The sequence below is a fragment of the Microlunatus spumicola genome (assembly GCF_039536445.1).
GTDB classification, from domain to species: domain Bacteria; phylum Actinomycetota; class Actinomycetes; order Propionibacteriales; family Propionibacteriaceae; genus Microlunatus; species Microlunatus spumicola.
In genome coordinates this window covers 811,955-827,699 of the sequence record NZ_BAAAYR010000004.1, presented here as the reverse complement: position 1 = coordinate 827,699, position 15,745 = coordinate 811,955, and the positions used below count along the sequence as shown (strand labels likewise).

Below are 15,745 nucleotides of genomic sequence, written 5' to 3'. Positions count from 1 at the left end.
CGTCCCCATCACCCCAGTCTCGCTGCCGCACCCGCGGCGGGTGCCGGGGGGTCGGCGGGGTGGGACAGCCGCCGTCCCCGGCGGGTCTCGAACTCCTCGCACAGCCCGACCAGCACCTCGTACGCCGCGTCGCCCATCAGCGCGCGGAGCTCGTCGGCGTTGGTGGCGTAGACCGGCGCCGTGCCGACGTGGGCCTCGGTGTTCGAGGAGCAGTACCAGTCGAGGTCGTGGCCGCCCGGTCCCCAGCCCTCACGGCCGTACTCGCCGATGCTCACCTCGAGGTAGGTGGTGTCGTCGGTGCGCGTGACGGTCCGGTACTGGCGGCGCTGCGGGAGCTGCCAGCAGACGTCGGGCTTGGTCTCGGTGATCGGCAGCCCGGTGTCGAGGGCGAGCTTGTGCAGCGCGCAGCCGGTGCCGCCGGCAAAGCCCGGCCGGTTCAGGAAGATGCAGGCGCCGTCGTGCACGAGCGTCTTGCGGGAGGGCTCCTCGCTCTCAGAGACAGGGTCGTCGGGCTCCTCGGGGCCCGCCCAGCCGTCGCGCAGGCCGACGTCGCGCAGCTGCCACTGCTCGGCGGTCAGCCAGGAGACCGCCTCCGCGACCCGCGCCTCGTCCTCCTCGTCGGCGAAGTGCGCACCGAGGGTGCAGCAGCCGTCGTCGGGCCGGTCGGCGTAGATGCCGGGGCAGCCCTGGCCGAAGATGCACGTCCAGCGTGAGGTGAGCCAGGTGAGGTCGCAGCGGAACACCTGGTCGGGGTCGGCGGGGTCCGTGAGCTCCGCCCACGCCCGCGGGAACCCGATCTGCACCTCAGGCACGAGTGGTCCCTCGCGGCACTTCCGAACTACCGGGCACGACCACCGCTTGAGCGTAGTCTCGCGGGGTGACAGAGTCCGACGCCACCGGGCGCACGCCCAAGGTGGCCCTCTCGACCTCGTCGGTCTACCCCGAGGGGACGTCGAGCGGCTTCGAGCTCGCCCGCCGCCTGGGGTACGACGGGGTCGAGCTCATGGTCGGCATCGACGCCGTGGCCGCCGACATCGACGCGGTGGAGAAGCTGCGGGACTACCACGGGGTCCCCGTGCTCGCCGTGCACGCGCCCTGCCTGCTCATCAGCCAGCGGGTGTGGGGGACCGACCCGTGGGCCAAGCTGGAGCGTTCGGCCGAGGCGGCCATCCGGCTCGGCGCCGACGTCGTGGTCGTGCACCCGCCGTTCCGCTGGCAGGTCGAGTACGCCCGCGGGTTCGTCGCGGGCATCGAGCGGCTGAACCGTGAGTACGACGTCACCTTCTGCGTGGAGAACATGTACCCCTGGCGTACGCCCGGCCGCGAGGTCAAGGCCTACATGCCGGGCTGGGACCCGACCGAGCTCCCGTACGAGCACCTCACGCTGGACTTCTCGCACGCCTCCACGGCGCAGCAGCAGTCGATCGACCTGGCGAAGACCTGGGGCTCGCGGCTCCAGCACATCCACCTGACCGACGGCACGGGCTCCCGCAAGGACGAGCACCTGATGCCCGGCTACGGCGACCAGCGGGCGGGGGAGACCCTGACCTGGGTGGCCGAGAACGGGTTCGCGGGACACGTCGTGCTCGAGGTCAACTCGCGCAAGTCGGGTTCGCGGAGCCGCCGCGAGGCGGAGCTCGCCGAGGCCCTCGACTTCACCCGCGAGCACCTCGCCGCGGGCGACCGCTCCTTCGCCGTCGACGCGACGGGCAGCGCGCAGGAGCAGTAGGCGCCGCCTTCTCACGGACCGAGGGGCTGAAACATCGCCGTCGCCCGCGTCTGCTCGCCTTTGTGTCATCTGCGCGTGTGGCAACACGCGCAGCTGACACAAGAGCGAGCAGATCGAAGCAGGGGACAGGGTTGGGCGTCCGGGGGGTGCTGCGCCCGGACACCGCTCGGTCGCCGGGCTTGCGACGGAGCACCATTGCCGCCTCCAGGCCCCTCGACCTGGCCCGATCCTCGGGGACCTGGCCCTGGGCCGGCAACCTCTTTACCGCCGCAGCCGCTCAAGGCTGCTGAGCGCTGACGCGGCGCGCCCGCCTACAGCCTCAGACGCCGAGGCGCTCCAGGAACGGGGTCGCCGCGTCCACGAGGGCGGTGGGGTCGCGGGTGGCCCAGCCCTCCCTGGCGCCGGGCACGAGGACGAGCTCCGCGCCGACCAGCACCGTGGCCAGACGTCGGCTGGGTCCCCGGTTGATCGGGTCGCGGTCCCCGAGGACGACGACCGCCGGCGTCCGGACCTGCGCCGCGAACGGGCTCCAGTCGACCGTGCGGACCTGGTCGAGCAGCTCGAGCACCCGGACCTGCGGGCCGTGCAGCTGCTGCACGCGGGAGACGGGGAGCAGCCCGTACGCGGCGTCCGCGATCCCGCGGCGCTGCCGGTCGACGATGCGGCCCGCGGTGCTTAGCACCAGCGCGGCCACCCGCTCGGGGTGGTGGGCGGCGACGTGCAGCGCCACCATCGCGCCGTAGCCGCTCCCGTAGAGCACGGCGCGCTCGGCGCCGGAGGCCGTGAGGGCCGCCAGGACCTCGAGCCCCGGGGACTCCAGCACGACGAGCCCCGGCGAGGGCTCCAGGTCAGGGACGAGGGCGGTGCGGCCCTGGGCGGACCACGCGGTCGTCCAGTCCTGGGCGCTGCCGCCGGGCGAGGTGGCGGGCCGCAGCACGACGACCGGCGTCCTGCCCTGCGCTGAGCTGTTCACCGAAGCATCCTCACAGCCACGACACGTGCGGCGCGACCAGGGCGTAGCCCACGAACGCCCCGACGTCGAGCAGCGTGTGCGCGACGACCAGCGGCGTCACCCGTCGCCAGCGCAGGAACACGAGCAGGAAGATCACGCCCATGATCAGGTTGCCGACGAACCCGCCGTAGCCCTGGTAGAGGTGGTACGACCCGCGCACGACCGCGCTGAACGCGATCACCGCCGGCAGCCGCCAGCCGAGCTGCCGCAGCCGGACGACGAGGTAGCCGACCATGACGACCTCCTCGAGCGCGGCGTTCTGCGCGGCCGAGAGCACCAGCACGGGGATCGTCCACCAGCTGTCGCCGAGGCCCGATGCCTGCACCTGGGTGTTGAGGCCGAGCGCGCGGGCCGAGAGGTAGAGCCCGAGCCCGGGGATCCCGATGGCCAGCGCGATGACCAGGCCGCCGAGCAGGTCGAAGCGCGGGCGCGGTGGGACGAGCCCGACCAGCCGACCGGCGGGCGGGTTCGTCTGGTTGAGCAGGTAGAGGGCCAGCAGCACCGGCACCATCGCGAACCCGATCCCGACCAGCTGGTAGCCCAGGTCGAGCCACGGGCGGTCGGGCGTCGCCGACGCGTTGAGCGTGGAGGTCTGCGAGGACAGCGGCGTGCCCCGCGTCGAGCGCTCGATGATCGACAGGATCGAGTAGACCGCGGATCGCCCGAGCGACAGCCCGAGGACGACGAAGATCTCCAGCCCGATCCACCCGCCCGGCGCCCGCCCGTGCGGCGCCGGCCACGTCGCGTCGAGCCCGCTCAGACCTGCGCGCACGCGCCCCACGACCACGACCCCATCCTGCCCTGGCGGCGGAAGGACACGGGTGATCCTTCGCACACGCCCTACGCTGGCCCCCATGCGTGTTGGAGTCTTCGGGGCCACCGGCCAGGTCGGCGGCGTCATGCGGACGCTGCTCGCCGAGCGCGGCTTCCCCATCGAGCAGATCCGTTACTTCGCCTCGGCCCGGTCCGCCGGCAAGACGTTGCCCTGGGGCGACGGCGAGGTCGTCGTCGAGGACACCGAGACGGCGGACTTCGCCGGGCTCGACCTGGCGCTGTTCTCGAACGGCAAGGCCGCGTCCAAGGCGACCGCCCCGCGGGTGGCGGAGGCCGGCGCCGTGGTGGTCGACAACTCGTCCGCCTGGCGCATGGACCCCGACGTGCCGCTCGTCGTCGCGGAGGTCAACCCCGAGGACGCGCTGAGCCCGGCCAAGGGCATCATCGCCAACCCGAACTGCACGACGATGGCCGCGATGCCGGTGCTCGCACCGCTGCACCGCGCGGCCCGGCTCGTCCGGCTGCAGGTGGCGACGTTCCAGGCCGTCTCCGGCTCCGGCGGCGCCGGGGTCTCCGAGCTGGACCGCCAGGTCCGCGCGGTGGCCGACGAGGCGGCGGGGCTGGCCTTCGACGGTCGGGCCGTGACCCTGCCCGCGCCCGAGCTCTACGCCAAGCCGATTGCCTTCAACGTGCTCCCGCTCGCCGGGTCGATCGTCGACGACGGCTGGGGCGAGACCGACGAGGAGCAGAAGCTCCGCAACGAGTCCCGCAAGATCCTGCACATCCCCGACCTGCTGGTCGCCGGCACCTGCGTGCGCGTGCCCGTCTTCACCGGCCACTCGCTCGCGGTGCACGCGGAGTTCGCGGACGACCTGAGCGCCGACCAGGCGACGGCCCTCCTGGCCGAGGCGGCCGGGGTCGAGCTGATGGACGTCCCGACGCCGCTGGACGCCGCCGGGCGCGACCCGAGCTACGTCGGTCGGATCCGCGCCGACCGCTCCGCGCCGGAGGGCAAGGGCCTGGTGATGTTCATCAGCAACGACAACCTGCGCAAGGGCGCGGCGCTGAACGCCGTGCAGATCGCCGAGCTGATCGCCGGGCAGCAGCCGTCGCGGGCGCTGAGCGGCAGCCGGGCCTGACGTGACCACGGTCGAGGAGGACGTGCGGGTCCCGCACCGCAGCCGGCTCGCCCTGCTGGGCGCCGGCGTGATGGGGGAGACCGTGCTGTCCGGCCTGGTCCGGGCGGGCTGGGACCCGTCCGACCTCGTCGCCACCGACCGGCGCCCGGAACGCGCCGCCGAGCTGGAGGCCGCGTACGGGATCACCATGACGAGCAACCTCGACGCCGTCGCCGGGGCCGAGACGGTGGTGCTCGTGGTCAAGCCGCAGGACATGCGCGGCCTGCTCGCCGAGATCGCACCCGCGCTGGCCGCCGGGGCGCTCGTCGTCTCGCTCGCGGCCGGCGTCGACACCGGGACCCTGGAGGCGGGCCTGCCCGCCGGCCAGCCGGTCGTCCGCGTCATGGCGAACACCCCGGCGCAGGTCGACGAGGGCATGGCCGCGATCGCCGCAGGGTCGGCCGCGACCGGCGAGCACCTCGAGCGGGTTCGCGACATCCTCTCCGCCACCGGCCGGGTGGCCGTCGTGCCGGAGCACTACCTGGACGCCGTCACGGCGATCTCCGGGTCCGGTCCGGCCTACCTGTTCTTCGTCGTCGAGGCCATGATCGAGGCCGGCGTCCACCTCGGGCTGCCGCGCGACGTGAGCACCGAGCTGGTGGTGCAGACGATGCTCGGCTCGGCGAAGCTGCTCCGCGAGAGCGGCGAGCACCCGACCGTCCTGCGCGAGCGCGTCACCTCGCCCGGCGGCACCACCGCGGCCGCGTTGCGCGAGCTCGAGGACCACAAGGTGCGGGCCGCGTTCCTGAGCGCGATGGAGGCGGCGCGCGACCGCAGCCGAGCGCTGGCCGCGGCCGCACGGGAGCAGCAGGTCACGCCGTGACGAGCACCGTGGGAGCCACCAGCCCGAGCACCGAGCAGCCCGAGGGCCGGCCCGTCCTCGTCTACTCCGAGGCGCTCACCGGCTACGACTTCGGCGTCGACCACGCCATGTCGCCGGGCCGCGTACGGGACGCCGTCGCCCTCGCGGGTGACCTCGGCGTGCTCGACCACCTCGAGATCGTCCCGCCCCCGCCGGCGGACGACGCGCTGCTCGCGACGGTCCACACGCCCGACTACGTCGAGGCCGTGCGTCGTGGTGTCGCCGACGAGCGCTACGGCCTCGGCACGAGCGACAACCCGGTGTTCCACGGCATGCACGAGGTGTCCTCGCAGGTCGTGACCGCGACCGTCGAGGCGGCCCGCCAGGTCTGGGAGGGCCGGACGCGCCGCGCGGCCAACGTCGCCGGCGGCCTGCACCACGCGATGCCCGACCGCACCAGCGGCTTCTGCGTCTACAACGACCTCGCCGTCGCCATCCAGTGGCTGCTCGACCACGGGGTCGAGCGGGTCGCGTACGTGGACGTCGACGTGCACCACGGCGACGGCGTCCAGAAGGTCTTCTGGGACGACCCCCGCGTCATGACGGTGAGCCTGCACGAGACGCCCGTGTGCCTGTTCCCGGGGACCGGCTACGCGACCGAGACCGGCGGGCCGAACGCCCCGGGATCGGCCGTGAACGTCGCCCTCCCGCCCGGCACCGGCGACTCGGGCTGGCTGCGCGCGTTCGACGCGATCGTGCCCCAGGTCCTCGCTGCGCACCGCCCGCAGGTCCTCGTCACCCAGCACGGGTGCGACTCGCACAGCCACGACCCGCTCGCCGACCTCGACCTGTCGCTCGACGGGCAGCGCACGTCCTACATGGCGCTCGCGGCCCTGGCCGACGAGCTCTGCGAGGGCCGCTGGGTCTCGACCGGCGGTGGCGGCTACGCGGTCCTGCACGTGGTGCCGCGCGCGTGGACGCACCTGCTCGCCGTGGTGGGCGGGAGCCCGCTCGACCCGACCACGCCCACCCCGCAGGCCTGGCGCGACAGCATCGGCGAGTACGCCCCCGAGACGATGGGCGACGGGGTCGAGGTGTCGTTCCGGCGCTTCGACGACGGCTTCTCGCCCGACAGCCGGCTGGACCAGGCGATCATGGCCACCCGTCGCGCCGTCTTCCCCGAGCTGGGCCTCGACCCCGGTTTTTGAGCGGGTCCTCCTCCTCGCGCCCGCGCCTCGACGTCGGCGCCCGGAGGCTCTGCCGTAGGCGCCGGGCAATGCCCCGGCGACCTCTTCCGACGGCCGCTTCTACGACCTCGGTCTGACCGAGTGTCGACCTCTGGTTCAGGTCAAGGACCAGGGGCGGCGTGTCGAAGATTTTCCTGTGAGGAGCCTGTACCAGGAGCATCGATTACCACTACTCTCACACCAGTGTTCGCGTGACGCCGGAGGGGAAGCCCGGCGCCGACGGCACAGAAACGAGCACAAGAGCATGGTGGACAAGCCGACCCCGAGCGGTGTCAGGCCGATCGGCGGCAACCTGTCGAACGTCAACTTCCTCACCGTCGCCGAGGTGGCGGCGGTGATGCGGGTCTCCAAGATGAGCGTCTACCGCCTCATCCACGGCGGCGAGCTGGAGGCCGTGCGCTTCGGGCGCAGCTTCCGCGTCAAGGAGTCGGCCGTCGACGCGTACCTCAAGGAGTCCTTCTACGAGACGGGCTAGGCGACCCGGAGCGGGGTAGGGAAGAGGGGTCGTCCCCGGACCGGAGGTCCCCCTTGCCCAGCCCCGCGCCACCCGCCCGCAGCACCTGGTCCGGAGTCCTCGCGGGCCTCGGGCTGATCGCGTTCGTCGACGAGACGGTGTTCCACCAGCTGCTGCACTGGCACCACTTCTACGACCGCTCGACGACCGACGTCGGGCTCGTGTCCGACGGGCTGTTCCACGCCTTCGGCTTCGTCGCCGTGGTGAGCGGGCTGTTCCTGCTCGCCGACCTGCGGCGCCACCGTGCGCTGGTCGTGCGTCGGTGGGTGGGGGGCGTGCTGCTCGGCGCCGGAGGGTTCCAGCTCTACGACGGACTCGTCCAGCACAAGGTCTTCGGGCTGCACCAGATCCGCTACGGCGTCGACCTGCTGCCCTACGACCTCACCTGGAACGTCGTGGCCGCGCTCCTCGTCGTCGCGGGTGCCGTGCTGACGCTTCGTCCCGGCGCGCCCCGGACGGCCGCGCCGTGAACCACCACGACGGCACGGAGGTCGACGTCCTGGCGGTCGTCGGTGCGGTGGTCGCGGTCCTGGCCGTCCTCGGCTACGCCGCCCTCGTCGTTCGGGCCCGGGATCGGGGCCGTGCGTGGCCGGTCGCGCGGAGCGTGGTCTGGGTCGTCGGCTGCCTGCTGGCCGTGGCGGCGGTGACCGGTCCGCTGCGCCACGCGGCGATGACGAGCTGGACGGCGCACATGGCCGGTCACGTGCTGCTCGGGATGCTCGCGCCGCTCCTGCTGGTCCTCGGCGCTCCCGTGACGCTCCTGCTGCGGGCGCTGGCCGCCGCCTCGGGCCGGCGGCTCGTGCGGCTGCTGCGGAGCCGCCCGCTGCGCGTCCTCACCGAACCCGCCGTCGCGGCCCTGCTGGACGTCGGCGGCCTCTGGCTCGTCTACGGGACCCCGCTGCTCGGCCTTGCGCACGTCTACCCGGCACTCGAGGTCCTCGTGCACGCGCACGTCCTGCTGGCCGGCTACCTCTTCACCGCGGTGCTGGTGGGTCCCGACCCGCTGCCGCACCGGCGCGGCACGCGGCACCTGCTCGTCGTGCTGGTGCTCGCGCTCGCCGCGCACGACGTGCTGGCCAAGCGGCTCTACGCGCTCGCCGGCGGTCCCGACCTGCTCGACGAGCAGCGCGGTGCGCTGGTCATGTACTACGGCGGCGACGCCGTCGACCTGGCGCTGGCCGTGCTCGTGTGCGCCCGCTGGTACCGCCGCACCCGGCCCCGCGGGGTCGGGTCAGGGCAGCGACAGCTCGACCTCGAACGCCCGCGCACCCGGCCAGAGGGCGTGCTCGGGTAGCACGTCCATCCCGCACGCGCGGCTCCCGATCCCGTGCACGGCGTCGTCGAGGAACAGGAACGTCGCCTCCGGCGCCGGCAGCTCGTACGGGTGCCGGGCCGCGTCGAGCTGTTGCGGCGTCCAGGGCGTGAGCGTGAACCCCGCACGGTGCCCGTCAACGGCCGGCCGCGTCCGCACGACGAGGCGGGCCGCGTCGGCGTCGCGCACGACCAGCTCCCGCAGCTCCGCCCGGTGCCCGGTCTCCTGCGGGCGCGAGTAGCGGACGTCCAGGCCGGCGAGGTCCGCCGCGAACCGCCCCACGTACGCCGCGTCGTGCGTGTCCGGGTAGCTCTCGTCGGGCCCGGTGCCGAACCACTCCGCACGGTCGAGACCGGCCGGCAGGTCGAGCCGGACGCCGACCCTGGGCCAGGTGCAGTCCCAGGCCGGGTCGGGCTGCACCTCCACGCGCAGGCCGACGGCGTCCTCGTGGACGTCGTAGCGGTAGGTCACGTCGACCCCGAGCCGCTGCCGGGCCGCGCCGACCCGCATCCGCACGACCGCCGCGGGCTCGTCGGACCCGCCCACCTCGACCGACGTCACGCGGTGCACCAGGCGGTCGAGCCCGCGCTCGCGCCACCGCGCGTCGGAGGAGGGCCCGGGTGCGCCCTCGCCGAGGGTGTCCTCGGGGTTCGCGAGCTCGTACGAGCCCCGCTCGCCGCTGCGGTCGTTGTCGGTCGGCCCGCGCCACAGCTCGAGCCGCGGACCGGAGACGGCCAGGTCGCCGACCCGGGTGAGCAGGCCGGTGCGGAGGTCCAGCTCCGCGGGTCCGAGGCGGAGGGTGCCCGAGCGGTCGGCGGGGACCAACGGGGCCGCGCGCCGGGGCGTGGCCGTGGGCCGGGGTCGAGCGGGCGTCAGGTCGTGCTGCGCCCGGGCGACGACGTGCCCGGCGGGCGCCCAGGGTGTGTCGTGGGCCAGCTCGGCCCGGACCTGCAGCCACGTCTCGCCGGTCCCGGCCGGCTCGAGGAGCGCGGTCGGGAGCGCCAGCCGGCCGGTCTCGCCGGCCTCCACCGGCATGGCGTCGATCCGCACGGGTGCGCCGGGCACGCCGTCCACCTCGCGCACCGCGACGAACCGCAGCCCGTCGGTCGACGCCGAGTGCTGGCGGTTGCGCACGAGCAGCGTCGAGCCCACGCACTCCAGGCGTACGGGGGCGTTGACCGCGCTCCACTCCGCGAGCCCGGGCGTGGGCGTGCCGTCGGGCAGGACCATGCCGTCCATGACGAAGTTGCCGTCGTGCACGACCTCGCCGAAGTCGCCGCCGTACGCGTAGAACTCCGTGCCGTCGGCCGCCCGGGCGAGCAGGCCGTGGTCGCGCCACTCCCACACGAAGCCGCCGTGCAGGCGCGGGTGCGCCTCGAAGAGGTCGTCGTAGGTGCGGACGCCGCCCGGCCCGTTGCCCATGGCGTGGACGTACTCGCAGAGCACGGCCGGCCGCTGCCGGATGCGGACGGCGTCCCCTGGCAGGGTCACCTCGCCGACGAAGCCGGTGTCGGACCCGATGGCCTCCGTCTCGGCGTAGTTCGGGTACATGCGCGAGTAGAGGTCGGTGTAGCTGCAGCTGTGGTCGCCCTCGTAGTGGACCGGGCGGCTCGGGTCGCGGCGGTGCACCCAGTCGGCCATGGCGGCGAGGTTCCGGCCGGTGCCGGCCTCGTTGCCGAGCGACCAGACGACGACGCTGGCGTGGTTCTTGTCGCGCTCGACGGTGCGCTCGATGCGGTCGAGGTAGGCGTCCGCCCAGGCGGGGTCGTCGCTCGGGTTCCCGGCCCAGTCGGCGAACACGAAGCCGTGCGTTTCCAGATCGCACTCGAGCACGGTCCAGAAGCCGAGCTCGTCGAGCAGGTCGAGCACCCGCGGGTGCGGCGGGTAGTGGCTGGTCCGGACGGCGTTCACCCCGGCCCGCTTCATGGCCAGCAGGGCTTCGCGGGCGAACGCCTCGTCGAAGACCCGGCCGCGCTCCGGGTGCGTCTCGTGCCGGTTCATGCCGCGGAACACCAGCCGGTCGCCGTTCACCAGCAGCCGGTCGCCCTCGACGACGACGTCACGGAACCCGACGCGCAGGCTCACCGTCTCCCCGGCGGAGCTCACCGTCGCGGCGTAGAGGCGCGGCGACTCGGCTGTCCAGGGCTCGACCTCGCCGACGTCCAGCCCGCCCTCCAGCCGGTCGAGCGCGGCCGCGTCCGCGAACGTCTCCTCGACGCCCAGCTCGGGCACGCGCACGGTCACCGGGAAGGCCTCGGGCCCGGCCACCAGCCGCGGGTCGAGCGTCCCGCGTCCGCCGGTGCGGCCCACGGGCGCGTACGCCGTCGCCAGCCACACGTCGTCCAGGCTGCCGACCGGACGCGCGAGCAGGGTGACCGACCGGAAGATCCCGGGCAGCCACCACTGGTCCTGGTCCTCGACGTAGCTGGCCGCCGACCACTGGTGGACGCGGGCGGCGAGCACGTTGGTGCCGGGCCGCAGCGCGTCGGTCACGTCGAGCTCCTGCACCAGCCGGCTGCCGCGCCCGACGCCGATCTCGGTGCCGTTGAGCCAGACCCGGTAGAGCGACTCGACGCCGTCGAGGCGCAGCAGCGTGCGCGTGCCCGCCTGCTCCGGGTCGCCGACCCAGCCCGGCGCCTCGAACGTCCGGCGGTGGTCGCCCGTGGGGTTCTTGTCGGGCACGTGCGGCGGGTCGAGCGGGAAGGGGTACTGCACGTTCGTGTAGATCGGCGCCCCGTAGCGGCGCTCGCCGGAGGGGTCGCCGTGCAGGACCCAGTGGGACGGGACGGGCAGCGTGTCCCAGCCGGTGTCGTCGAAGCCCGGGTCGGCGAAGGCGGTGCCGAGCCCGACGGGGGAGGCGGACCAGCGGAACCGCCAGTCGCCGTCCAGGCTCAGGACCGGCGCGTCGGTCTCCACCCAGGCCCGCGCCGGGCTGCGTCGTCCGGTCCCCGGACCGGTGTCCTCGAGGTAGGTCAGGTCGTCGTCCGAGCCGCGGTCGTCCACGGGTCCGAACCTAGTGCTCGCCGCTCCTCGGTCTCGAGGTGACCGTTGCGCGCGATCCGGGTACTCTTCCGGGGCTGTCAGAACACGTAGTCCGGGGCCAGGCTGTCTCGGTAACGAGAAGAGGGTCACCCGTGGGTTCGGTCATCAAGAAGCGTCGTAAGCGCATGGCGAAGAAGAAGCACCGCAAGCTCCTGAAGAAGACGCGCATCCAGCGTCGCCGCGCCGGCAAGTAGCGCGTCAGGTTTCGTCCCCCTCATGACGGGTCCCGCCAGCGCGAGCGAGCGGGCCCGTCGTGGGGCGTGGGGCGCCGAGGTCACGTCCCCGTGATCGTCTGAGCACCGTGTACGGACCGCTCGCCCTGCTCCTCGTCGTGACGGCGATCTTCGCCGCCGGCGTCGTGTGGCTACGCGTCCGCGCGACCGGGCCGAGCCCTGCTCCGCCGGGTGCGTTCGACCTCGAGCAGGTCCAGGGCTTCGTCTTCGTCGGCTCCGGCGCGCTCGTGCTGCTCGGCGTCGCCGTCCTCGTGGTCGGACTCGTCGGCCGGCCCGGACCGGCCGAGGCCATGGGCGTGCTCGGGCTGCTCGCCTACCTCCTCTACCTCGCGATCGCCGTCCTGCTGATCGTGCGCACGGCCCGACGCGGCGCCCGGCGCGCGGCCTGACGCACGCCCCCTGAGCATCCCTGAGGCCCTCTCCCTCCCCCCCTGCGCGCGAGTGGCGCCAACCGACTCGCGCTCACGGCGTGTCGCGTACCCGCTGGCGCCACTCGCGCGCGGAGCCGGGGTGGAGGCCTCAAGGGCGTCAGGCAGAGGTCAGTCGCGGCGCAGGTAGCGCGTCACGGCGACGCCGGCCGCGACCGCGCCCGCCAGGGCCCCCGCACCTCCCGCGCCGAGCAGGCCCAGCCGGGCGGCGCGCCGGCCCGTACGGAAGTCGCGCACCTGCCAGTCCTGCTCCTCCGCGTGCGCCGAGAGGCGGCGGTCCGGGTTGATCGCGCAGGGGTGGCCGACGAGCGAGAGCATCGGCAGGTCGTTGTAGGAGTCCGAGTAGGCGAAGCTGCGGGCCAGGTCGAGCCCGTGCTCGAGCGCGAGGTCGCGCACCGCGAGCGCCTTCGCCGGCCCGTGCAGCATGTCGCCGACCAGGCGTCCGGTGTAGACCCCGTCCTCGTGCTCGGCGGTCGTGCCGAGCGCGCCGGTCAGGCCGAGGCGGGAGGCGATGATGCCGGCCATCTCGACCGGGGCGGCGGTGACCAGCCAGACCTGCTGCCCGGCGTCGAGGTGCAGCTGCGCGATCGCCCGGGTGCCGGGCCAGATCCGCTGGGCGACCGACTCCTCGTAGACCTCCTCGCCGACCTGAGTGATCTCGGCCACGGTGTGCCCGGCGATGAAGGAGAGCATGGTCTCGCGGGCGTCGGCGACGTGCGCGGCCTTCTCCTTGCCCGCGGCCCGGAAGTAGGTCTGGAACCACAGCGCCTTGACGATCGTCCGGGCGTCGAAGAAGCCCCGGCGGTACATGCCCTTGGCGAAGTGGAAGATCGACGCGCCCTGGACGATCGTGTTGTCGAGGTCGAAGAAGGCGGCGGCGAGCGGGTCGGGCTGGATCCGGTCGCCCGGTCGCGTGTCGGTGCCCTCGAGGCGTACGGCGCCGGCCCCGTGCGGGAGGGACTCGTGCGCGACCGGCGTGACGGGCTCCGACGTTGGCACGACGCTCAGCCTAGGGGCGGCAGGCGGGAGCGGTGGGAGACTCCACCCGTGGACCGCACCCCCGACGCCCCTCGTGTCCGGCTGCTCACGCGCCCCGGCTGCCACCTCTGCGACGAGGCCCGGACGGTCGTCGAGCAGGTGTGCGCGGAGCTGGGGGAGGCGTACGAGGAGGTCGACCTCGACGCCGCGGCGGCCGACGACCCGGAGCTCCGCCGGCGCTACACCGACGAGGTCCCGGTGACCTTCGTCGACGGGGCCCAGCACGACTACTGGCGGGTGGACCCCGCCCGTCTCCGCACAGCCCTGGCGCGTCCCCGCCGGTAGGGTGGGCCGGTGATCTCGGACCTGCTGCCGGGCGCCGGCGCGGGTACCCGACCCGCGCGGGGCGTCCCCGACGCGACGGTCGCGAGGCTCCCGATCTACCACCAGGCGCTCGGCCGGCTGTTCGACGGGCACGTCGAGGTGGTGAGCAGCACCGCGCTCGCGGAGGCGGCCGGGGTGAGCCCGTCGCAGCTGCGCAAGGACCTGTCCTGCCTCGGCACCTACGGCACGCGGGGCGTCGGCTACGACGTCGCCCGGCTCCAGAGGCAGATCGCCACCCACATCGGCGCGGCCTCCGAGTGGCCCGTCGTCATCGTCGGGGTCGGCCACCTCGGCACCGCCCTGGCCAACTACGCCGGCTTCGCGGCCCGCGGCTTCCGGGTGGTGGCGCTGGTGGACCCGGCGCCCACCCTGGTGGGGACCACGGTCACCGGCCTCGTCGTGTCCGACCTCGCCGAGCTCGAGGAGGTCGTCCGCAACACCGGTGCCGTGATCGGCGTCATCGCGACCCCGGCCGAGGCCGCCCAGGCCGTGGCGGACCGGCTCGTGTATCAGGGCGTCACCAGCATCCTCAACTTCGCGTCCACCGCGCTCGCGGTGCCCGAAGGAGTCAACGTGCGCAAGGTGGATCTCGGCCAGGAGCTCGCCATCCTGGCCTTCCACGAGCAGCGCAAGGTCGAGGAGATCTAGTGCTCCCGACCGGAAGAGCAGCGGGTCCCGGGCCGTTGGACCTGGTGCACCGCGAGGCCGACAGCGACGTCGCGCCGGGCCGTCCGACGACCGGGGAGAGCGCTCCAGAGCGTTCGCCCGTGCGGCGACCCACCCGACCAGCCGACGGAGAAGAACACCCATGAGCATCCTCGCGGTGAGCGTCTCGCACCGCTCGACGTCGATGGCGCGCCTCGCCGCCCTCGCGCTCGACCCGGCGACCGCGAGCAAGCTCGCGCAGACGCTGGTCGACAGCGAGCACATCGACGAGGCCGTGGTGCTCTCGACGTGCAACCGCACCGAGCTGTGGGTGTCGGTCTCCCGCTTCCACGGCGGCCTCGACGACGCCGTCCTCGCGCTGTCCGACCTCGCGGGCGAGCCGGTCGAGGACCTGAGGGCCATGGCCCGCGTGTTCTTCGACGAGGGGGCCGTGGCGCACGCCTTCTCGCTGGCCGCGGGCCTCGACTCGGTCGTGCTGGGCGAGAGCCAGATCCTCGGGCAGGTGCGCGGCGCGCTGGTCGTGTGCCAGGAGCAGGGGACCGTCGGCACCGTCCTGAACGCGCTGTTCCAGCAGGCCATCCGCGTCGGCAAGCGGGTGCAGACCGAGACCGGCGTCGCCGGGGCGGGCCGCTCGCTCGTGACGGCCGCGTACGACCTCCTCGTGGAGGCGCAGGGCGACCTCGTCGACCGGCGGGTGCTGGTCGTGGGCGCGGGCGCCATGGCCGGCCTGGCCGCGCGGACGGCCGCCGCGGCCGGGGCGCACGTCACCTGCGTCAACCGCACGCTCGAGCGGGCCCAGCGTCTCGCCGACTCCGTGGGGGGCCGGGCCGAGCCGCTCAGCCGGCTGTCCGCCGCCCTCGACGAGGCCGACGTGGTCGTCACCTGCACGGGTGCGCGGTCGCTGCACCTCGACGCCGCCGACTTCGTGGGCACCCCGGTCACGGCCGCGGTCGACCTCGCGCTGCCCGCCGACATCTCGGCCGACGTCACGGGCCTCGGCATCCTCCTGGTCAACCTCGACCTCCTGGTCGCGACGCGGTCCGAGACCGCGACGCCCGAGGTCGAGGCCGCCCGTGAGCTCGTCCGGTCCGAGGTCCGCGACTTCCTCGGCGTACGCCGGGCGGCCGCGGTCGCCCCGACCGTCGTCGCGCTGCGCAGCATGGCCTCGCAGGTCGTCGCCGCGGAGATGAAGCGCCTCGACGCGCGGGTCCCGGGGCTGGACGACCACGAGCGCGACGAGGTCGGCCGCACGATGCGCCGCATCGCCGACAAGCTGCTGCACGCGCCCACCGTCCGGGTGAAGGAGCTGTCGGCCGACCCGGACGCGCTGGACTACGCCGCGGCGCTGCGGGAGCTCTTCGCGCTCGACCCGCAGGCCGTCGCCGCCGTCATGTCTCCCGAGACGAACGTTTAGAGCGACGCCCGAACGGGCAGGATGAGGCCCGT

At 73.9% G+C, this 15,745-nt stretch carries 17 protein-coding genes; 12 read left to right on the top strand and 5 right to left on the bottom strand.

Annotation, left to right across the window (positions count from 1 at the left end; all coding sequences use genetic code 11):
* Nucleotides 1-8 precede the first annotated feature (8 nt).
* Nucleotides 9-812, bottom strand: a complete 804-nt coding sequence (locus ABD665_RS16800; RefSeq protein ID WP_344742542.1) for a DUF3109 family protein — start codon at nt 810-812, stop codon at nt 9-11.
* Between the two features lie 65 nt (nt 813-877).
* Between ABD665_RS16800 and ABD665_RS16795 the strand changes: the two genes are divergently transcribed.
* The gene (locus ABD665_RS16795; protein WP_204910084.1) at nt 878-1,729 is read left to right on the top strand and encodes a TIM barrel protein; all 852 of its coding nucleotides are present in this window, start codon (nt 878-880) and stop codon (nt 1,727-1,729) included.
* A 319-nt stretch (nt 1,730-2,048) separates the two neighbouring features.
* On the opposite strand, the gene ABD665_RS16790 is transcribed toward ABD665_RS16795, so the two are convergent.
* Both ABD665_RS16790 and ABD665_RS16785 read right to left on the bottom strand, forming a co-directional pair.
* Nucleotides 2,049-2,702 (bottom strand): alpha/beta fold hydrolase family protein, encoded by a 654-nt coding sequence (locus ABD665_RS16790; protein WP_204910083.1) that lies wholly within the window; start codon nt 2,700-2,702, stop codon nt 2,049-2,051.
* Between the two features lie 10 nt (nt 2,703-2,712).
* On the bottom strand, nt 2,713-3,444 hold the full coding sequence (locus tag ABD665_RS16785; RefSeq protein ID WP_344742596.1) for a CPBP family intramembrane glutamic endopeptidase: 732 nt from the start codon (nt 3,442-3,444) through the stop codon (nt 2,713-2,715).
* 142 nt (nt 3,445-3,586) lie between these two features.
* Between ABD665_RS16785 and ABD665_RS16780 the strand changes: the two genes are divergently transcribed.
* The 6 genes from ABD665_RS16780 (at nt 3,587) to ABD665_RS16755 (ending at nt 8,550) form a co-directional block, all read left to right on the top strand.
* Entirely contained in the window at nt 3,587-4,654 is a 1,068-nt protein-coding gene (locus ABD665_RS16780) for an aspartate-semialdehyde dehydrogenase (protein ID WP_204913645.1), read from the top strand.
* 1 nt (nt 4,655) lies between these two features.
* Nucleotides 4,656-5,516 (top strand): pyrroline-5-carboxylate reductase, encoded by an 861-nt coding sequence (gene proC, locus ABD665_RS16775; protein ID WP_344742541.1) that lies wholly within the window; start codon nt 4,656-4,658, stop codon nt 5,514-5,516.
* On the top strand, nt 5,513-6,703 hold the full coding sequence (locus tag ABD665_RS16770; protein WP_344742540.1) for an acetoin utilization protein AcuC: 1,191 nt from the start codon (nt 5,513-5,515) through the stop codon (nt 6,701-6,703). The genes proC and ABD665_RS16770 overlap by 4 nt, the downstream gene beginning before the upstream one ends.
* 283 nt (nt 6,704-6,986) lie before the next feature.
* A complete protein-coding gene (locus ABD665_RS16765) occupies nt 6,987-7,217 on the top strand; it encodes an excisionase family DNA-binding protein (RefSeq protein ID WP_204910081.1) in 231 nt (76 codons plus the stop codon).
* A gap of 53 nt (nt 7,218-7,270) precedes the next feature.
* A complete protein-coding gene (locus tag ABD665_RS16760) occupies nt 7,271-7,726 on the top strand; it encodes a DUF2243 domain-containing protein (RefSeq protein WP_204910080.1) in 456 nt (151 codons plus the stop codon).
* Nucleotides 7,723-8,550 carry a cytochrome c oxidase assembly protein gene (locus tag ABD665_RS16755; protein ID WP_204910079.1) on the top strand — a complete coding sequence of 276 codons (828 nt, stop codon included), beginning with the start codon at nt 7,723-7,725 and terminating at the stop codon, nt 8,548-8,550. Before ABD665_RS16760 ends, ABD665_RS16755 begins: the two co-directional genes overlap by 4 nt.
* On the opposite strand, the gene ABD665_RS16750 is transcribed toward ABD665_RS16755, so the two are convergent.
* The gene (locus ABD665_RS16750; RefSeq protein ID WP_344742539.1) at nt 8,488-11,571 is read right to left on the bottom strand and encodes a glycoside hydrolase family 2 TIM barrel-domain containing protein; all 3,084 of its coding nucleotides are present in this window, start codon (nt 11,569-11,571) and stop codon (nt 8,488-8,490) included. The genes ABD665_RS16755 and ABD665_RS16750 overlap by 63 nt on opposite strands.
* A 131-nt stretch (nt 11,572-11,702) precedes the next feature.
* Between ABD665_RS16750 and ABD665_RS16745 the strand changes: the two genes are divergently transcribed.
* On the top strand, nt 11,703-11,804 hold the full coding sequence (locus ABD665_RS16745; RefSeq protein ID WP_002550589.1) for a 30S ribosomal protein bS22: 102 nt from the start codon (nt 11,703-11,705) through the stop codon (nt 11,802-11,804).
* 107 nt (nt 11,805-11,911) lie between these two features.
* Complete coding sequence (locus tag ABD665_RS16740) at nt 11,912-12,232, top strand: hypothetical protein (RefSeq protein ID WP_204910078.1); 321 nt, start codon at nt 11,912-11,914, stop codon at nt 12,230-12,232.
* Between the two features lie 150 nt (nt 12,233-12,382).
* Here ABD665_RS16740 and ABD665_RS16735 read toward each other — a convergent pair whose 3' ends face one another.
* The gene (locus ABD665_RS16735) at nt 12,383-13,270 is read right to left on the bottom strand and encodes an HAD-IB family hydrolase (protein WP_204910077.1); all 888 of its coding nucleotides are present in this window, start codon (nt 13,268-13,270) and stop codon (nt 12,383-12,385) included.
* 48 nt (nt 13,271-13,318) lie between these two features.
* On the opposite strand from ABD665_RS16735, the gene ABD665_RS16730 reads away from it, so the two are divergent.
* From ABD665_RS16730 to hemA, 3 genes are all read left to right on the top strand, one after another.
* Nucleotides 13,319-13,594, top strand: a complete 276-nt coding sequence (locus ABD665_RS16730; protein ID WP_204910076.1) for a glutaredoxin family protein — start codon at nt 13,319-13,321, stop codon at nt 13,592-13,594.
* Between the two features lie 9 nt (nt 13,595-13,603).
* Nucleotides 13,604-14,281 carry a redox-sensing transcriptional repressor Rex gene (locus tag ABD665_RS16725; protein ID WP_344742538.1) on the top strand — a complete coding sequence of 226 codons (678 nt, stop codon included), beginning with the start codon at nt 13,604-13,606 and terminating at the stop codon, nt 14,279-14,281.
* A 160-nt stretch (nt 14,282-14,441) separates the two neighbouring features.
* A complete protein-coding gene (hemA, locus tag ABD665_RS16720) occupies nt 14,442-15,713 on the top strand; it encodes a glutamyl-tRNA reductase (RefSeq protein ID WP_204910075.1) in 1,272 nt (423 codons plus the stop codon).
* Nucleotides 15,714-15,745 lie beyond the last annotated feature (32 nt).